17 protein-coding genes are annotated in these 17380 nt (G+C 38.2%); 12 read left to right on the top strand and 5 right to left on the bottom strand.

Translation table 11 applies throughout. From position 1 onward, the window contains the following. Positions 1-243 precede the first annotated feature (243 nt). The 8 genes from ACYT6F_RS12090 to ACYT6F_RS12055 all read left to right on the top strand — a co-directional run bounded on the left by ACYT6F_RS12090 (position 244) and on the right by ACYT6F_RS12055 (position 8628). Positions 244-564 (top strand): hypothetical protein, encoded by a 321-nt coding sequence (locus ACYT6F_RS12090; RefSeq protein ID WP_472597926.1) that lies wholly within the window; start codon positions 244-246, stop codon positions 562-564. 40 nt (positions 565-604) lie between these two features. Next, positions 605-2107: a contractile injection system tape measure protein gene (locus ACYT6F_RS12085; RefSeq protein ID WP_472597925.1), complete on the top strand. Its 1503-nt coding sequence runs from the start codon at positions 605-607 to the stop codon at positions 2105-2107. A 101-nt stretch (positions 2108-2208) separates the two neighbouring features. Further along, entirely contained in the window at positions 2209-2655 is a 447-nt protein-coding gene (locus ACYT6F_RS12080) for a hypothetical protein (protein ID WP_472597924.1), read from the top strand. 21 nt (positions 2656-2676) lie between these two features. Further along, on the top strand, positions 2677-3243 hold the full coding sequence (locus ACYT6F_RS12075) for a Crp/Fnr family transcriptional regulator (protein ID WP_472597923.1): 567 nt from the start codon (positions 2677-2679) through the stop codon (positions 3241-3243). Between the two features lie 75 nt (positions 3244-3318). Beyond that, positions 3319-4209 (top strand): NmrA family NAD(P)-binding protein, encoded by an 891-nt coding sequence (locus ACYT6F_RS12070; RefSeq protein WP_472597922.1) that lies wholly within the window; start codon positions 3319-3321, stop codon positions 4207-4209. 4 nt (positions 4210-4213) lie between these two features. Beyond that, entirely contained in the window at positions 4214-5143 is a 930-nt protein-coding gene (locus ACYT6F_RS12065) for an alpha/beta fold hydrolase (protein WP_472597921.1), read from the top strand. A gap of 231 nt (positions 5144-5374) precedes the next feature. Next, the gene (locus tag ACYT6F_RS12060) at positions 5375-7951 is read left to right on the top strand and encodes a phosphatidylglycerol lysyltransferase domain-containing protein (RefSeq protein WP_472597920.1); all 2577 of its coding nucleotides are present in this window, start codon (positions 5375-5377) and stop codon (positions 7949-7951) included. After that, on the top strand, positions 7948-8628 hold the full coding sequence (locus tag ACYT6F_RS12055; protein ID WP_472597919.1) for an AcvB/VirJ family lysyl-phosphatidylglycerol hydrolase: 681 nt from the start codon (positions 7948-7950) through the stop codon (positions 8626-8628). The genes ACYT6F_RS12060 and ACYT6F_RS12055 overlap by 4 nt, the downstream gene beginning before the upstream one ends. A gap of 156 nt (positions 8629-8784) precedes the next feature. Here the strand turns inward: ACYT6F_RS12055 and ACYT6F_RS12050 are convergent, their stop codons facing one another. Then, on the bottom strand, positions 8785-9096 hold the full coding sequence (locus tag ACYT6F_RS12050) for a hypothetical protein (protein WP_472597918.1): 312 nt from the start codon (positions 9094-9096) through the stop codon (positions 8785-8787). 75 nt (positions 9097-9171) lie between these two features. After that, entirely contained in the window at positions 9172-10608 is a 1437-nt protein-coding gene (locus tag ACYT6F_RS12045) for an NADP-dependent isocitrate dehydrogenase (protein ID WP_472597917.1), read from the bottom strand. Between the two features lie 88 nt (positions 10609-10696). Between ACYT6F_RS12045 and ACYT6F_RS12040 the strand changes: the two genes are divergently transcribed. After that, positions 10697-11614, top strand: coding sequence for a LysR family transcriptional regulator (locus ACYT6F_RS12040; protein WP_472597916.1), 918 nt, complete (start codon positions 10697-10699; stop codon positions 11612-11614). A 109-nt stretch (positions 11615-11723) separates the two neighbouring features. On the opposite strand, the gene ACYT6F_RS12035 is transcribed toward ACYT6F_RS12040, so the two are convergent. Together ACYT6F_RS12035 and ACYT6F_RS12030 are read right to left on the bottom strand one after the other, a co-directional pair. Then, entirely contained in the window at positions 11724-12146 is a 423-nt protein-coding gene (locus ACYT6F_RS12035) for a hypothetical protein (RefSeq protein WP_472597915.1), read from the bottom strand. 375 nt (positions 12147-12521) lie between these two features. Next, positions 12522-13985 (bottom strand): OmpA family protein, encoded by a 1464-nt coding sequence (locus ACYT6F_RS12030; RefSeq protein ID WP_472597914.1) that lies wholly within the window; start codon positions 13983-13985, stop codon positions 12522-12524. A gap of 666 nt (positions 13986-14651) precedes the next feature. Here ACYT6F_RS12030 and ACYT6F_RS12025 point away from each other — a divergent pair. The 3 genes from ACYT6F_RS12025 to ACYT6F_RS12015 all read left to right on the top strand — a co-directional run bounded on the left by ACYT6F_RS12025 (position 14652) and on the right by ACYT6F_RS12015 (position 16501). After that, positions 14652-15212: a hypothetical protein gene (locus tag ACYT6F_RS12025; RefSeq protein ID WP_472597913.1), complete on the top strand. Its 561-nt coding sequence runs from the start codon at positions 14652-14654 to the stop codon at positions 15210-15212. Between the two features lie 80 nt (positions 15213-15292). Next, positions 15293-16015: an ABC transporter ATP-binding protein gene (locus tag ACYT6F_RS12020; protein ID WP_472597912.1), complete on the top strand. Its 723-nt coding sequence runs from the start codon at positions 15293-15295 to the stop codon at positions 16013-16015. Positions 16016-16063: 48 nt separating this feature from the next. Then, the gene (locus ACYT6F_RS12015) at positions 16064-16501 is read left to right on the top strand and encodes a hypothetical protein (RefSeq protein WP_472597911.1); all 438 of its coding nucleotides are present in this window, start codon (positions 16064-16066) and stop codon (positions 16499-16501) included. A 26-nt stretch (positions 16502-16527) separates the two neighbouring features. On the opposite strand, the gene ACYT6F_RS12010 is transcribed toward ACYT6F_RS12015, so the two are convergent. Beyond that, complete coding sequence (locus ACYT6F_RS12010; protein ID WP_472597910.1) at positions 16528-17325, bottom strand: patatin-like phospholipase family protein; 798 nt, start codon at positions 17323-17325, stop codon at positions 16528-16530. Between the last annotated feature and the right edge of the window lie 55 nt (positions 17326-17380).

The following is a 17380-nucleotide window of genomic DNA, read 5'->3' as shown; positions in this document are numbered from 1 at the left end:
TTCGACATCAAGCCCGCTACTTTGTTTTAATTATTCAACTGCTTTTTAAAGTATAAAAGATCTCTCCTCTTCCAGGGATTTCAAAGTTTAAAAGGTCAGTATGATACGAAGCAGAAAATTAGGTGGGTACATCTTGGGGATAATTTTGTTTTTACTGCAAAGACAGAACAGAGACTTCTCATAATTAGCAGGATGGAATTTCTTCCTCTAATTTTGACCCCAATAATCTTAAAACTTAAAATCATGAATATCAAGAAAATTTTCAGCAAGCGCAATGAAATCATTGGCGGCCATTTCAATGAATTACGTTCAAAAATCGGTATGGCCAATCAAAACGAGGAAGATATTTTCTCTTTACGGGAAGAAATCTGCAATGCTTGTCCTTTAAAAAACGGCAACAATTGCAATGCTATGAAATGGATGAACCCGGAAACCCTGGAAGTCGCAGATTCTCCGAAAGATGGCTTCATCAGAGGCTGCGGATGCAGACTGAGCGCAAAACAGAGATCAAAGCTAAGCCTTTGTCCGGCAGGTTTCTGGGGTGGCGAATTTGACAGAAAATAATAATTGACAGCATCAGTATTGCATAATTAAATCTATTAAAGTGAAGCAGAATCATATCATCCAGAAAGTTTTTATTGAAATTACCGTCAACAGTAAAGAAAAGGCATACCAAATAAAAGATGATCTCAACAGTTTTTTGTCTATTGACGTTTTCCCGGAAATAGAAAAATACATCAATGGTATAGAGCATCAGTTAGCAGGTCATACTTTGCAAATTCCCTTTTTAGAGCTGAATCTGGATGTAGACAGCAGCTCGCTGAACAGTGAATTAAAAAACCAAATCACCCGGCTTTTTAAAGAAGAATTGTCAGAAATAGTAGAGTCACGGGAAATCTGGAGCGAACAAACAGAAAACAATTCTAAAGCAAGCTGGATCAGCAATAAGGAAAAGCTGTTGCAAAGCTTCATTTATTTTTTAGAAAACGGCTCTATGCCCTGGTGGAATTCGGAGAATGAAAATATTAACTTTTTGGAAACAGCGGTTTTCGACAGTCTCATTGCGGTTCCGGCCTTTCAAAAAAGTATCATTTCCGTTTTACCGAAACAGCATATTCAGACCCGGATCATCAACCAGCTTTCCGACCGGCAGATTGCCCAATTATGCATGGCCTTGCTGGAAAATAAAGAATTAACAATCAATCTGGAAGACAGGGTGCTGCAGAATGTATCAAAACTCCATCATCATGAAAGAAGTTTGGTGTGGGGTCTTGTATTAGGTGGCTTATCCAAATATTCTGATTCATCAAATGCAGATCTTCGGAAATATATTTTAGAACAGGTTTCAAAAGCCAATCCGGCAGGATCATCAACGAAAAAAGTCAGCCATAAAATCCAAAAAGCACTAGCAGAAATATTTTCTTTTATTAGTGAAGATGAAATTGCTGAAAGCATCGAAAACACCAACAGTATTAATCATATTAAAAATATTGAAAGTAAAGGCCCGGAAAACATTACAAACCATTTGAAAAATAATCTTAAAAATATAAAAAAAACCGCTGAGGCAATCGATCATAACAATACAGAACTTCATGATGACGGCATCATGAATGAAGGACAATATGTACAGAATGCAGGACTTATCCTGATACATCCGTTCATTAAAACACTTTTTGAACATTGTGATCTTCTGGATCCGAAAACCCAGGAAATCACCAATCGGGAATTAGGAGCTCATTTGCTCCATTATATTGCTACCGGAACAACCAATGCTCCTGAGTACGAAATGGCATTCGAAAAATTCCTGTGTAATATTCCCATGCATCAAAGTATTGACAGGCACATCAAGCTTTCGCGAAAGCACAAAACCGAGGCTAAAAATGTCATCGAAAGTGTGCAGCACAACTGGAGCCCGATGCAAAAATCATCTGCAGCATTATTACAGAATGAGTTCTTTCAGCGGTCAGGGAAACTGGTTGTTACCGATCATGATTATACCCTTACCGTAGAAAGAAAAACACAGGATATTTTATTAGAAAAACTGGGCTGGGGAATTGGTTTTATCAAACTGCCTTGGAAGGAAAAATTTCTGTTTGTCAATTGGTAATAGATTTCCTGCATTAATCAATTTAAACGTAAAAATTTTCAGAAAACAGAAACAGTTAAAAGAAAACCGTGAATATTCCGTTTAATTCTTAAATTAGTCTCATGAAAAGGAATCTTTATCTCATCATCATATCATTTTCTCTTGCCAGCTGCTATACGTACCAGGTCAAAAAACCGAAAGATCCGATGGCTGACAATATACAGGAGTCTAAAAACGGCATTGGTCCCGCCAATAAAATATCACCTGCGCAGAATGCACAGCAAACACCAGTACCAGCACCAATCAATGTGCAGGAGAAGCTTGCTGCCGGTAAAAATGTTAAAATTGATGTTGACGGCAAAAAATATAAAGTAATCGTAGACAAATGGGAAGGAGACAGCCTGATCGCGCATCCGGTTCACAATGCTAAAAAAACACTGAAATTCCACAAAAACCAGATCAATGCTGAAAAAATTGCTGAAAAGAGATTTTCACAACCGATAGCGGATATCATTACGGTGGTTGCCTATACCGGTATTGGCGTGGCAATCTATTCTCTTCTTCGTTAATTTTTAGATTAAAACTTCATCTTGAGAAAACAGCTTATAGATTTTATCAGCCGGAATGGTCATTTTAATGAAGATGAACGGGAAATAATCATTTCAAAATTTCAGTTTCGTACTGTACGGAAAGGGCAGCTTTTGCTGAAAAGAGGTCAGATAGCAGACCGGTATTATTTTATCACAAGCGGTGCCCTTCGTTTTGTATACGGCGAAGATCCTGAGCTTACAGCCTGGGTCGTTTTACCGGAAGAATTTTTCACCGAAATCTCCAGCTTCAAGCACCGAACTCCTACCCGTTTCAATGTAGAAGCCATTGAAGAAACCGGGCTGTATTATATTGAACGGCAGGATATGGAACAGTTATACAGAAACCTTCCGGCATGGCAGGAATTCGGACGGGAAATCTGGGAGTCGATGGCAATAAGGATGATTGATGAAATTATACGGTTTCAGACAATGACTGTGGAAGAGCGGTATCTTGAATTCTTACAGAAACCGGGATTTATGCAGCGGGTATCAGTTAAGCAGCTGGCTTCCTATCTGGGAATTACCCCCAATGCGTTAAGCCGGATCCGGAAGAACTTACACCGGTAAATTCATTATCTACCAAATGGTAGTTTTACAGCTTTGAATAATGCATAGTTTTGATCTACAAATAAGATCATGACTATGGAAAAAACAATTTTGGTAGCCGGTGCTACAGGAAATCTGGGAGAAAAAATCTGCTACGAACTATTAAAAAGAGGAGCTGCAGTAAGAGCTGCGGTACGTTTCGGAAGCGACAACAACAAAATAAAGCTTTTGAAAGATGCCGGAATCGAGGTAGTTGAAGTAGACTTTACCAGCCATTCAATGCTTGAAAACGCCTGTTCAGGAGTTTCATGTGTTGTTTCTGCTTTGGCGGGACTGAAAGAGGTGATCGTAGATACCCAGACGGCGCTCCTTAATGCAGCTGTCAGCGCCGGAGTTCCTCATTTTATACCCTCCGATTTCTGCACCGATTATACGAATCTGCCCGAAGGGTGCAACCGTAATTTTGACCTCCGCAGGGCTTTTGCAGAAATTATTGACAGCAGTTCCATACACGCTACTTCTGTTTTCAATGGTGCTTTCTCCTATGTATTGCATTATGACATCCCTTTGCTGAATACCAATCATAAAACCATTGGTTTTTTTGAAGGTAAGTCTGACTGGAATATAGACTTTACCACGCTTGAAAATACGGCTGCCTTTACGGCATGTGCTGCTTTAGACAGTGATGCTCCGCGATACCTCCGAATCGCTGATTTCAGTATAAGTCCGGAAAAACTGCTTCCTGTTGCTGAAAAAGTATACAAAAGTTCCTTCCAGCTTGAAAATATGGGTTCTATGGACAGATTTCTGGAAACAATACATGCTTTGCGCCGGGATCAGCCTGAAGGAGAAAATGAGCTTTATCCTGCATGGCAGCAGATGCAGTATCTCTACAGCATGTTTGCAGCCCACCACCAGGAACTCGATAATGAAAGATATTCCGGTATCGGATGGATGAGTGCTGAAGAAGCTTTATCAAAAAGATAGTGTAATGTTCAACAGAAAAAATATGGAAAAACAATATACAGACGAATTCTTAATTCAAAACTGGGAAGGTTTCACCAGCCACATCGTTACCGTGAACGGCATACAGCTGCATTATGCAGAAGGAGGTAAAGGATTTCCGCTGATCTGCCTTCCCGGATGGCCGCAGACCTTTTATTCATTTCATACCATTGCACCGGAACTTGCCAAACATTTTCGTGTGATTGCAGTAGATTTAAGAGGAATGGGAAGTTCTTCAACGCCTTTATCCGGATACGATAAAAAAACGATGGCCGCAGATATTTCAGAACTTATTCGTCATCTCGGTATGGAAAGTGTTTTTGTGCTGGGACATGATATCGGAGGAATGGTAGCTATGAGCCTCGCCTATAATTACCCTCACCTCGTTTCGCGGCTCATTGTTGCCGACGGCCTGCATCCAAATGAAGGAATGCTTCAGATGCCGCTCATTCCTCCCGCAGGAACTTTCGGCGACAAAATTGACACCGGCCAGCCTTACACATGGTGGATGGGTTTTAACCAGGTAAAAGATCTGCCTGAAAAACTGCTTGAAGGACGTTATTATTACCTGCTGGACTGGCTGTTTCGGTATGTGATGACTGACGACCGTAAAATATCCGAACTTGAAAAACAGATCTACGCCGAAGCTTATAACAGGCAAGAAAACATCCGTGCTTCCAATGCGTGGTATCAGTCTTTTCATCAGGATATTGAGGACAGCAAAAGATACACTCCATTACAGATGCCCGTTTTAGGGATTGCCAGTAATGTTTCTTACGGCTTCTATCAGTATGCCCTGCCTGCAGCTGCAGAACATTTTGAACTGATACACCTTAAAGATACAGGTCATTATATGTTTGAAGAAAATCCTGAAGCGGTATTAGAGGCTGTAGAAGAATTTTTATTGAAAGCGTGACAGATTCCTGAAAAATAATTTGCTGTTAAAATAGAGGCTATGATATTATCGTAGCCTTTCTTATACATTATGCATGAAAGAGGAATTAATTCATCCAAAAGCTTGTTTTGTTTTAGATTTCGTTATAAAAGCTCAGATAGATAATATTTTTATAAATATTCCTGAAAATGCATAAGATTTTTAATTATTTTTGATAAGAATCCTACTCTATGTTTTCTTAATTAAAACAATATGAAAATCGGCAAATTATCGAATATATTCAGATTAACTCGATGGAAGGAAATTTTAGCAGTAGTGGTTTTGCTGTTGGCTTTTGTTTTTTTCAGGAGTGAAAGGCATGAGCTTGCTTCTATAGGTCCGCAGCTGAAAAATTCAAACAGTGAATGGATTTTCATAGGTGCTCTTTTGGGAGGTATTTATGTTTTCCTTCAGGGCCTGATGTACGTTACCAGCTTCAAAAGTGTTCAGCTGGATGTTAAACTGTCCGATTCGGTCAATTTATTCCTGAAGCGCAACCTTCTGAGTGTTTTTCTTCCCGCAGGAGGGGTAAGCTCTCTCGCCTATCTTCCCCGAAATATCAGAATTAAAGGCTATAAATCTTCCAAAGTGCATCAGGCAAGCGCAATCTACGGTTTTGTGGGATTTCTGACGGTTCTTATTGTGGGCATTCCGCTGATCCTTTATGCAGTGTCTGTAAATAAAGCATTTGATAACAGCTGGACCGGCATCATTTCTTTATCCGTATTGTTATTGCTTGTCTACGGTATTTTCATATCATTTAGAAAAAAGAATTTTCTTTATCGGTTTATAGAAAAAAAATTCCCGAAAATGATCAGCTCCATAGATGAGATATTCAATAACGAGATTGATAAGAAATATTTTTGGTATACGGTATTAATATCCGTTGCTATCGAGTTCTGCGGCGTTTTCCATTTGCTTATCGCGATGTATGCCTTAGGAGTGGAAGCATCATTTACTGCCGCCGCCATATCGTATGTTATTTCAATATTGCTGATGATCGTTTCTCCCTTTTTAAGAGGATTGGGAGCCGTTGAATTTTCACTCACTTACCTACTTTCCAGATTCGGGTACCATCATGCAGAAGCTTTGGGTATCACGCTGCTTTACCGTTTTTTTGAATTCTGGCTTCCTTTACTGCTTGGAATCACAGCTTATCTTTGGGGTGGCAGAAAGCTTTTTGCCAGGCTGCTGCCTGTTATTATGATATTCTTATTGGGTATCATTAATATTCTTTCGGTGATTACACCGGCTCTAGCCGACCGTCTATCTATTGTAAAAAGTTATCTCCCTCAGGATTTAATTCATATCTCCAAGATGTTCACGCTTTTGTCGGGGGTATTATTATTGATCACTTCAGCAAATTTATTTAAAGGAAGCAGGCGGGCATGGTATTTTGCCGTAACACTTACTGTTGTTTCCGTTATTTTCAATCTTGTTAAGGCTTTAGATTACGAGGAAGCTCTTTTTGCATTAGCAACGTTGGGTTTGTTGATGTACAGTCGCAGAGAGTATACGTTTAAAGGCAACAGAATGTCACTTCAAAGGGGATTCAGCTGGTTTGCGGGAATTTTTACGGCTATATTTATATTCAATTACCTCAGCTTCTATTTTATAGATCCTTCCCATTTTGGTATTGATTTTTCGAAAAAGGAAGCGCTTTATTACACGCTTCACACTTTTCTTTTGTTTAAAGATCCCGGGCTGACACCGCTTACGGGTTTTGCCAGGGATTTTCAGCAGCTGAATTATATTTTGGGTGCCGTTTCTTGGCTCGTTCTTATTATTTCATTTTACCGGACCCATAAACCGGAAGAACAGAGCGACCTTGAAAACCATCTGGAAGCCGAAAATCTTGTTGAAGAATATGGGGACTCTTCTCTGGATTATTTTAAGCTGACTTCTGATAAACTTTTTTTCTTTGCTGCGGATCGGAAAGGTTTTCTGTCATACAGAACAGCGAATGGTTTTGCAGTGATCCTGGAAGAACCCGTTTGTGCCGAAAGAAATAAAACTGCTCTGATTGAAGAATTTGAAGACTATTGTAAAAATAACGGATTAAAAACAACCTATTACCGTGTTGGCGAAAACAGCCTGAATTATTTTTTATCGTTAAGGAAACAGCATCTGTTTATCGGTCAGGACGCCATTCTTGATACGGAAAAGTTCAGCCTGACCGGTAAAGATCGAAAATCCATCCGAAACGGCATCAACACGTTGGAAAAATCAGGATTCAGAACGGAAATAAAATATGCACCGCAGTCTGATGACATTTTGGACCAGATTGAAGGTGTTTCGAATGAATGGCTGGAAAAATTTGACAAGAAAGAAATAGTTTTTGCAGAAGGAATGTTTGAAAGAGCCGTTGTAAAAGAGCAGGATATAATTATGATATCTGACGGGGAAGGAAACTGCGCTGCTTTTCTCAACATCATTCCTCATTGTGCTCCCGATGAATGTAGCTACGATATGATCAGAAAAACTGAAAATGCCCCGAATGGCTGTACGGATGCGCTCATTGTAAAGCTTGTAGAATACGCAAAAGATAAGAATCTTAAATTTATCAATATGGGAATGACACCGATGGCAGGATTGGATGAACCCAATAATACCGCAGAAGACCTGTTAAAATTTGCCTACCACCGTGTCGGAATTTTTAAACACTATCAGACGCTCAGAAATTTTAAAGAGAAATATGCCGATCTTTGGGAAAATAAATATCTCGTCTATAGTAATGACCTTGATCTTTTACAGATCCCTGCTGCGCTGAACCAGATTATGAAGCCATGAAAAGATTTTACATTGTATTTGTTTGGTTAATTTTTTTATCACTGTTTACCGGATGCGATGCCGGTAAGGATTTTAAGGTAACCGAATGGAATTCGCATTCTGAAAAACCAATTATTTTTTACATCAGTGGTGATGCGGGCTTTAACACCTTTTCAAAAAGTTTCGGAGAGAATCTTCACAAGTTTGGCTATGATGTATTTGCACTGAATACAAAAATCTATTTCTGGGAAAAGAAAACACCGGCAGAAACCGCTTCTGATATCGAAAATTATATTAATAAACAATTAAGAGGAAGGCAAAACCAAAAGGTCATTTTAATTGGTTTCTCATTTGGGGCAGACGTTACGCCTTTTGCTTATAATCGGTTTTCTGATGATTTAAAAGATAAAATTCAGAAAATATTTATCATCGGGCCTTCAAAAAGCAACGATTTTAAAATACATCTCGAGGAGTATTTTGGACAGGAGCCGAAAGGAAGCCTTCCGGTCATCCCTGAAATTAATAAAATTACCCATGTTCCTGTGATGGTGATTGTGAGCGATTTTGAATTTACCCACTTTCCATATGAAAATATTAAACTGGGATCCAATTACCAGATGAAGCATATTGCCGGAAACCACCATTACGGGGGAAATACGAAAATGCTGGCTGCTTTTATTAATGATCATATAAAGTAATCTATCTTTAAACCCAAAACATACTTTGTTTGTCTTCCTTACAAAAAAAGATCCGTACAATGTACGGACCCAACTCAATGTGTTTTTTTAGGATTGCATCAGGGATTATACATTCATTATTGAATGTTTATTTTCCCTAATATTGTCTAATGATATTTAGCAGAATGATATGGTAATTTCTGCACTGATCTTGATTTTCTGATCTTTGGCTTTACCCTGATCTATCAACTCTTCAATTGTGGCTTTATCACTTTTCAGCTTTGGGATTCTTTTCTGGGAGTTCTCGTCATCCACCCCGAATCGTTCCAAAGAGCGCCAATTGTTCAGATTGTGATAGTTTATCTTAAAAGTGTAAATCTTAGATAATATTTCTTTAGCATCTTCAGGAGAGAATACTCCTTTGATGAGAAAAAAAGTATTGTCTGTCTTTGCTTTTGTTTTTGTATTTTTAATAGTACTTGGTTTCATCTTGTTACAGGTTTTAATATGAATAAAGAATCTCTGAATCAATCTATACAGGAAAAACTGTCTGCCATCTCTGTTTTATTGACCCTGCGCCAGTGAATATGCCACTTTACCGTCAAAGGAATATAAATTTTCTGTTTTTATGACATCAATATCCTCGTCTATAGCTCTCGTAAGTAAGGTAGCGATATCTATCTTGCTGATTTCCGTACTTTGCTGAGGTCTGAATCTGCATCGCCAGTGATCTGTACAGAACGTCTCCTTGAAACCGTCCGGCCAGACTTTGATTCCCCTGTTGGTAATTACGTTAAGCTTTATGCCTCCTATTTCCAGGCGCTGTAATTTATTGGCCAGCTCATTGGCATCAGTACCGTTCCAGTGCACGAACAGGTCTACACCGTCAAGAACTTTTTTGGCTCTGGCTCTTCGTCGGTATTTCGGTAGCTTGAGCGTATAGTTATTCAGGTGCTGCACCGATTTTAGAACGGATGGTTTTTTACCGAGATTAAGCACTACAGCCTGAGCAAACTCCTGTGTTCCCACCTTTTCTCTGCTTACGCCCTCTTTAAATATGTCTACGGTATGAATACCGTCTTCCAGTGTTTTCAGCCAGGCGTTGTGAACTTTTTCCGCTACCTGGTTTTGTCCGATGTGGTTTAGCATCATAATGGCAGCCTGAATCAGCCCGGAAGGATTTGCTACATTCTGTCCTGCTATGAGCGGAGCAGAGCCATGGATGGCTTCAAACATCGCACATTCTTCCCCGATATTGGCAGAACCTGCGAGCCCAACCGAACCTGTAAGCTGTGCTGCAATGTCACTTAATACGTCTCCATACAGATTTGGCATAACTACAACATCGAACATTTCAGGCGTGTCTGCCATTTTAGCGGCACCGATATCAATAATCCAATGTTCATTTTCTATTTCAGGATATTCAGCGGCAATTTCATTAAAGACCTGATGAAATAACCCATCTGTCTGCTTCATAATATTGTCTTTGGTAAAGCAGGTTACTTTTTTCCTGTTTTGCTGTTTTGCATATTCGAAAGCATATCGGATGATTTTTTCGCAGCCCGGGCGGCTTATTAATTTAAGGCACTGCACTACTTCGTCGGTCTGCTGATGCTCAATCCCGGCATACAGGTCTTCTTCGTTCTCCCGTACGATAACAATATCCATTACAGGATGCTTGGTCTGTATGAAGGGATAGAAACTTGCGCAAGGTCTTACATTAGCATATAAACCTAAGAATTTTCTCGTACTTACGTTTAGGCTTTTGTACCCGCCTCCCTGTGGCGTAGTAATGGGTGCTTTCAGAAATATTTTATTGCGTCTGATAATATCCCATGATTCGTCACTGATCCCGGATGTATGTCCCGCCAGGTAAATTTTTTCCCCGATCTCGATTTCATCGATTTCAACTTTTGCACCTGCCGCTAAAATAATCTTCAGGGTCGCGTTCATGATTTCGGGGCCAATACCGTCACCTTTGGCTACTGTAATTCTTGTCATAATTTAATTTTTTTTTACATGACAAAGTTGTAGATTTTAATTCATTTATTTTTATTTATATTTGTAATCAATACCATAAAATAATTTTATGAACTATACTCTGAATCAGCTGCAGATTTTTGTGAAAGTAGTGCAGACAGGAAGCGTGACAAAGGCGGCAGAGGCATTATTTCTCACTCAGCCGGCAGTATCTATCCAGCTTAAAAATTTTCAGGATCAGTTTAATATTCCTTTAACGGAAGTTGTCGGGAGGAAACTATACGTGACGGAATTCGGAAAAGAGATTGCACAGGCTGCTGAAGAGATTGTGAATCAGATCCACTCCATCAACTACAAGACGTTGGCCTATCAGGGACAGGTAACAGGGAGACTGAAGATTTCCGTCGTCTCTACGGGAAAATATGTAATGCCTTATTTTCTTTCGGGATTTATCAGCCAACACCCCGGAATTGAGCTGGTGATGGATGTTACAAATAAGGAAAAAGTAATTGAAAGCCTGGAAAACAACGAGGTGGATTTTGCACTTGTATCAATTTTACCGAGTGCTTTAAATATTGAACGAATGGATTTGCTTCAGAATAAACTGTATCTAGTCGGCAATACGCAAAACAGCCATTCCAACATCTCACTGGAAGACTTTGAAACAATACCTTTGATTTTCAGGGAAAAGGGATCCGGAACACGCACTACGATGGAAGGGTTTATCAAACATAAAAATATATCCGTATTAAAAAAGATGGAACTGACCTCCAATGAAGCTGTGAAGCAGGCATTATTGGCGGGATTAGGATATTCTATCATGCCGCTTATCGGCATCAAAAACGAACTGTATAATGAGGAACTGAAGATTATCCCGATTAAAAGCCTTCCGATCAAAACGATGTGGAGCCTGATCTGGATGCGCGGTAAAAAACATTCGCCGGTTTCGGATCTTTATTTACAGTATCTGCAACAAGCCAAAGCCGAGATTATTGAAGAAAAGTTTAGCTGGTGTGAGCAGTATTAGCGGATAATTTTTTGAAATAATTCTAAAAAAATGTATAATGATTCGTTTTACTTGTTCTAACGATACTGATGAGACAAAGTAGCTTACTTATGGTAATTTTTTAATTTCTTTAGTCCATTTTCTGTACATAAAAGCCAACCGTATCCAGTTTAATGTTGAATGCTCTAGACTCTCCGGTTGTAGTGACAGCACTTTTAGCACTGGGAAAATAGATGCTGTCGTTTTTAATGATGAATACCCGTTGCAGAACTTCCCATGAAATTTCAGATTCTTTTCCGCAGGAGTTTATTACGAAAGATGGATTCGACATGATTCCGCCTTTGGATTCTACATTGCAATTGCAATCTTTTTTCAGGTTAGCACATTCGGCAAACGGTGGAGAGTACCATTCAATAGTATCACCTTCTGCATTGACGACGGGTGGTGTTTTGTAATGATAAATGCTCTCGAATTTATTTCTAACATCCGATGGAAGATTCTTATATGTTATTTCTTTTATTTCAGGCTTAGAGCAGCTGCAAAGAAACAACATAAGACTTATGGTAAGAGATAACCTCACTATTTTAAAGATATACCACATATTATAGATATTGCAATAGTGAAGCTGCAAGAAATTGAGTCGTCATGGTTATTAGTTTTTATAATTCACAAATCTAAGAAAAATATTATATCAATTATTAAATTTTCTAAATTTTAACATTAATTTGAAAATGTGTAGTAATCTTTTAATATAAACAAATAAATTTCATATTGAATTAAAATATTTCTTTTGAGTACAGCAAAGATCGTTACGACTAACGACAGAACTTGACGTTTAAAAAAAAATATAACATAGTTCAGCAATTGTAACAAAAATAAAAAAGACTGCCGTTACAACGGCAGTCTCAAAATTAGAAGTTATTATAATTTATTTTGCTTTAAAATATACTCTTCTATTTGCTCTGTTTTTCCATTCAGGACATTTTGAAGCTGGATCACATTCAGGATACTTCAGGTCGGTTTTCCCGTTTCCCTGAGCACCAAGTTTTCCCGACTGTACTCCGTTCTGAATAAGATAATTTTTTACATTATTCGCTCTTCTTTCAGATAACATTTTGTTGTAAGCCTCAGTTCCTCTTGTATCGGTAGCTCCTACCACTGTATAAGAACCGTCAGATGAATTGATATAGCTTACTGCGTTATTTAGAATCGGCGTATTTGAAGGTAAAATTCTGTCTGAATTAAGATCGAACTCAATACCTTCCAGTTTTGTTTCTGTTTCAGCAACAGCTCCCTGTCCCTGAGTCTGATCAGGACATCCGTTATTTTCAACGCTTCCCGGAACTGTTACACATTTGTCGTATAGATCGATCACTCCGTCAAGATCTACATCTAAAGCAACTCCTGATCCGTCCACTCTTGCTCCTGCAGGAGTGTCAAGCTGTCTGTCCCAATCATCGCAAACTCCGTCGTTATCTGCATCGCCGTTTTTACAAACTACAACGTCTGTAACTTTAGATTCCAACACATTGATTTTGTAATAAGCTTCCTGCAAAGGATCATGCCACATCAGGTGAGATTCATGTTTACCTAAATTAACGGTAAGACCTAAAGTTGTATTTATGAAGTTGTCGGAACTTTTATTATTTATTCTGTTAATGGCGCTATTTTGTGATCCTCCACCATCGAATGAATCGTCTGTTGTCACCACATACATTACTCTTCCTTCAAGATCAAGACGGTTACTGATTTTATATTTTAACCCGGCTCCGGCCTGTCCGAATAATGAACCGAATTTAAATGGCTTAATCTCTGTCATTAACCTTTGTCCCATTTCATCCTTAAGATATGCTCTGTACGCTAATGTACCAATACCTGCATACCCGTGAAGCGCCCATCTGTACGGTGATTTATTGTCAACTCTTCTTAAAAGGTTAGAGAAATTGATGTCTCCTAAAATAGAGATTGCATCATACTGTGTTCTTGCACCTACCTGCATATTTGCCGCCGCATTTGCCGGTGCTGCATCTTTCGTATTGAAATATCCCTGTCTGGTTTCTCCGCGGTCATATTGCAATTTCAAACCAAATGCATGCGTAATAGCCTTATCGATACTTACATATGCTGAATAGCCAAATAAGTCTTTTCCTGATCTGTCACTCGTTTTAATTGAGTTAAGATCAGCAGACTGTACTAAAGGAACTCCTGCACCAAATGAGATCGACCAGTCGTTGAATCTCTTTGACGAGTTGGTGAATGGCTGTACATCAGCAGATCCCGAAGAAAAAGTATTCGGATACTGTGTGTTGTTCATAACCTGTAATGAATCCTGAGCAAAAAGGCATGTGGGTAATGCTATTGCCAACGATAAGATTGATAGTTTTGATTTCATATGATTTTTTTTAATGTTTCTTTAAGAAAGATGTCTTCTGCTGTTTTAACAGAATTATTTCAAATCAGAGTTTCAGCTCGTGCTCTTCATTATTCAATTATTATACCATTCATACCGGGAAATCTCTACCAGAGGGGATGGCGAACGGAAAAATAAAAATATGTGGTAGCTAAACCCAGTTATATATCAGGGATTTATGACGTTTTATATGTGTAGCATATAAATTTTTCAACCGTTTAATTTTAATATTATTTAACATTAAAATCTCTTAGTGATTTATGTTTTTACATGACAAATTTTAATTAAACCCTTCAAAAAGGATCAATAAATATTTCAAGAACAACCAATGTCAACATATGCATTTAGCTTTCTATTACTGATGTTTATATCTTGTCTATGATGAATATTTCCCAATTACTGATTAATTAAATCATACCATCTGCCTGATTTTCAACAACAAAAAAAACTGTTTATAAACAGATATGAAATTAAATTTTCATCAGCATAATTTATAGAAGTATAACAGTGAATCGTCCACAGCAAGCCATTCTACGGAACGGATATGGAATTTTTTTTTTACATTTGCTTGAGAAGAATACAAAAGTATTTTGATGTTTGTATTCCTTATATATTATACCAAGTTTATAAAGCATTAAAAATCAACTAATGAAAAAAATTATTCTACTGTTTGCATGTTTGTTAGGTTTTTCGGCTTTCTCACAAATAAAAGTGCTGAAAAATGAGACGGTGGTAGAAATCGGTAAAGATAATTCCGTAGGTTTATATAAAAAAGACAATAAATTTACCATCAATTATCAGGATCTGAATACCGCTAACCTAAACACCTTCCGATCATTTTCCTTTGAGAACCTCAATAAAGATGTTTCGGGTCTGTATGAGCTTATCAGCAATGGATTTATTGACATACCGGTAAGCAATATTGTTTTGGAACTTCCCAACGATATTATTGAGCTTCACTTTGAAAAAAACTTCGGACAGCCCACCGTTCAGTTTATTCAGTACATTAACAAAAACAGAAAATATGTCGGAAAATCTCAGATTCTGAATAAAAAACAGGTCGACAAAATTTTCGGAAGATTAAACGGGAAATCTTCGCTGTATGAAAAACCGGAACCATCTGCTGCGGGAAGTCCGCCGAATCGTCCTGTCAATTCTGGTACTGCATCAAATCCCGGCACTAGTAAAGACAGAAAACCCAGGAAATAATCAATTAAAAGAAATATTCACAAGGCTCATTCATCAGAATGAGCTTTTTATTTTTATTTTTGCAAAAACATCATTACAGCATGTCTCTTCAAATAAACAATCTGACCAAAAAGTTCGGTGAACAAACTGCGCTGAACAGCGTTAATATTTCCATTGAGAAAAATGAGATTATCGGACTTCTGGGCCCGAACGGCGCCGGAAAATCCACATTAATGAAATCTATTGTCGGAGCCTTAAAAATTGATGAAGGAGAAATAATTTTTAACGGTAAAAACATTACCGAAGACGAAACAGAAAGTAAAAGAAAGATCGGTTTTCTTCCGGAAAACAATCCGCTTTATCTTGAGATGTTTGTAAAAGAATACCTGCAGTTTGTAGCAAATATTCACCATATTCCTGCATCAAGAGTAGATGAGGTAATAGAACTTGTAGGAATTACGCCAGAAAAATCAAAGAAGATAGGCCAGCTTTCAAAAGGATACAAACAAAGAGTAGGTCTTGCCCAAGCCATTATTCATCAGCCGGATCTGTTGATACTCGATGAACCTACCAACGGACTGGATCCCAACCAGATTATCGAAATTCGAAATGTAGTGAAAGAAATCGGGCAGCAAAAAACGGTTTTGCTTTCCACACATATCATGCAGGAAGTAGAGGCGCTTTGCTCACGGGTAATTCTTATTCATAAAGGAAATATTCTGCAGGATTGCCCGATAGACGAATTCAAGGGTAAATTCGGAAGTCTTGAGGAGGCTTTTTCAAATTATACCCAGGCGCCCGTTGTCTCTGATACGAATCCTTAATTGGCTTTAAATTTGATAATTTTATGACACCGACAAAATATTAAAATTATGATTAAATCAATTGTATGGGGAGGATTATGTATCGTGAACCTGAGCATACTTTCAGCGAAGGAACTGCAGCAGCCACGTATTCCACAGAATATTACGGAGCAGGTTTCACAGAAGATTCCGAAATCCGTAATCATTAAAACTAAAAAATTTAAAATTAAAATCGATCAGCAGCCGGATGGGAAATACCTTTACCAATCGTGGCCGGTCAATGGAAAAATCACTTCCAGGCCGAGTATGATCATCAGCGGTGGAGAATTGATTCCTGACGGATCTGGAGGAAATTATTATTTTGAATTCAGCAATGAAGGATATACTTACCAGGTCTGGAGAAACTATCTTACCGATTCCGCTAAAAAAGCACCCTACACGCTTATGGTAAAAGACCAGAACGGAAAAACAATTGTAAGCCAGGACGGATTTGTTGTAAAATATTAAAAAGTGCTCACCAAGGTGAGCTTTTTTTATGCACGGGATTCTGTAGCCAGATAAAAATTGCTTTCATTAAAGCTGTCCTTTGCTGCCTCATAGCCAATCTGAAATATTTTTTCAAGACGGTCTTTTCTTCTTTCAAAAGTTCCGTAGGTAGAAAGTTCCTGTGAAGAGATGAACCAGTCGCAATAGTCGAATTTTATTTTTTCAATTCTGTAGGATAAAAGGTCGTAAGACCGGGAAACAATAGCTTTAATCGATTTGAGATCGTTAATTTTAATATCATGCGGTGGTGAAACGAAAACGCCGATCAGCTTATCACATTCATCCCTAATGATATCTGCAGGAAAATTATTGAGCACTCCCCCATCGCAATACATTTCTTCGTTAATAATGTAAGGAGTCGTAATTCCCGGAATGGAACATGAAGCAATAATAGCATCAACCACTTTAAAATCCTGATCAAAGATTTTTTCTGTGCCTGTTACAAGTTCTGTGGCAACAATTTTAACTTCTTTTCCTAAATCTTTCAACTTCATATCTCCGAAAATAGGATTCAGGTAATTCCTGAAGATTACCGAAGATACAAGTCCGGGCTGATTGAACGCAAAATGTTTCCAGTTGAAAAAATATACCGAATTGAAGAACTCCAGAATTTCTTCCGGACTTTTTCCTACGGCATACATAGAACCTACGATGGAACCTGCACTGCAGCATGACAGAATATGAACATCAATATCTTTTTCCTTCAGAAATTTTAAAACTCCTGCGTGTGCAATTCCTTTTGTACCGCCGCCTGATAAAACAAGACCTACCTTTTCAAAATTCATTGAATAAATGTAAGAAAATACCACAAAATAAAGACAACACTATGTAATTTTTTAG

Source organism: Chryseobacterium sp. NG-CE01, assembly GCF_055695505.1.
This window is presented reverse-complemented; position numbering and strand designations above follow the sequence as displayed.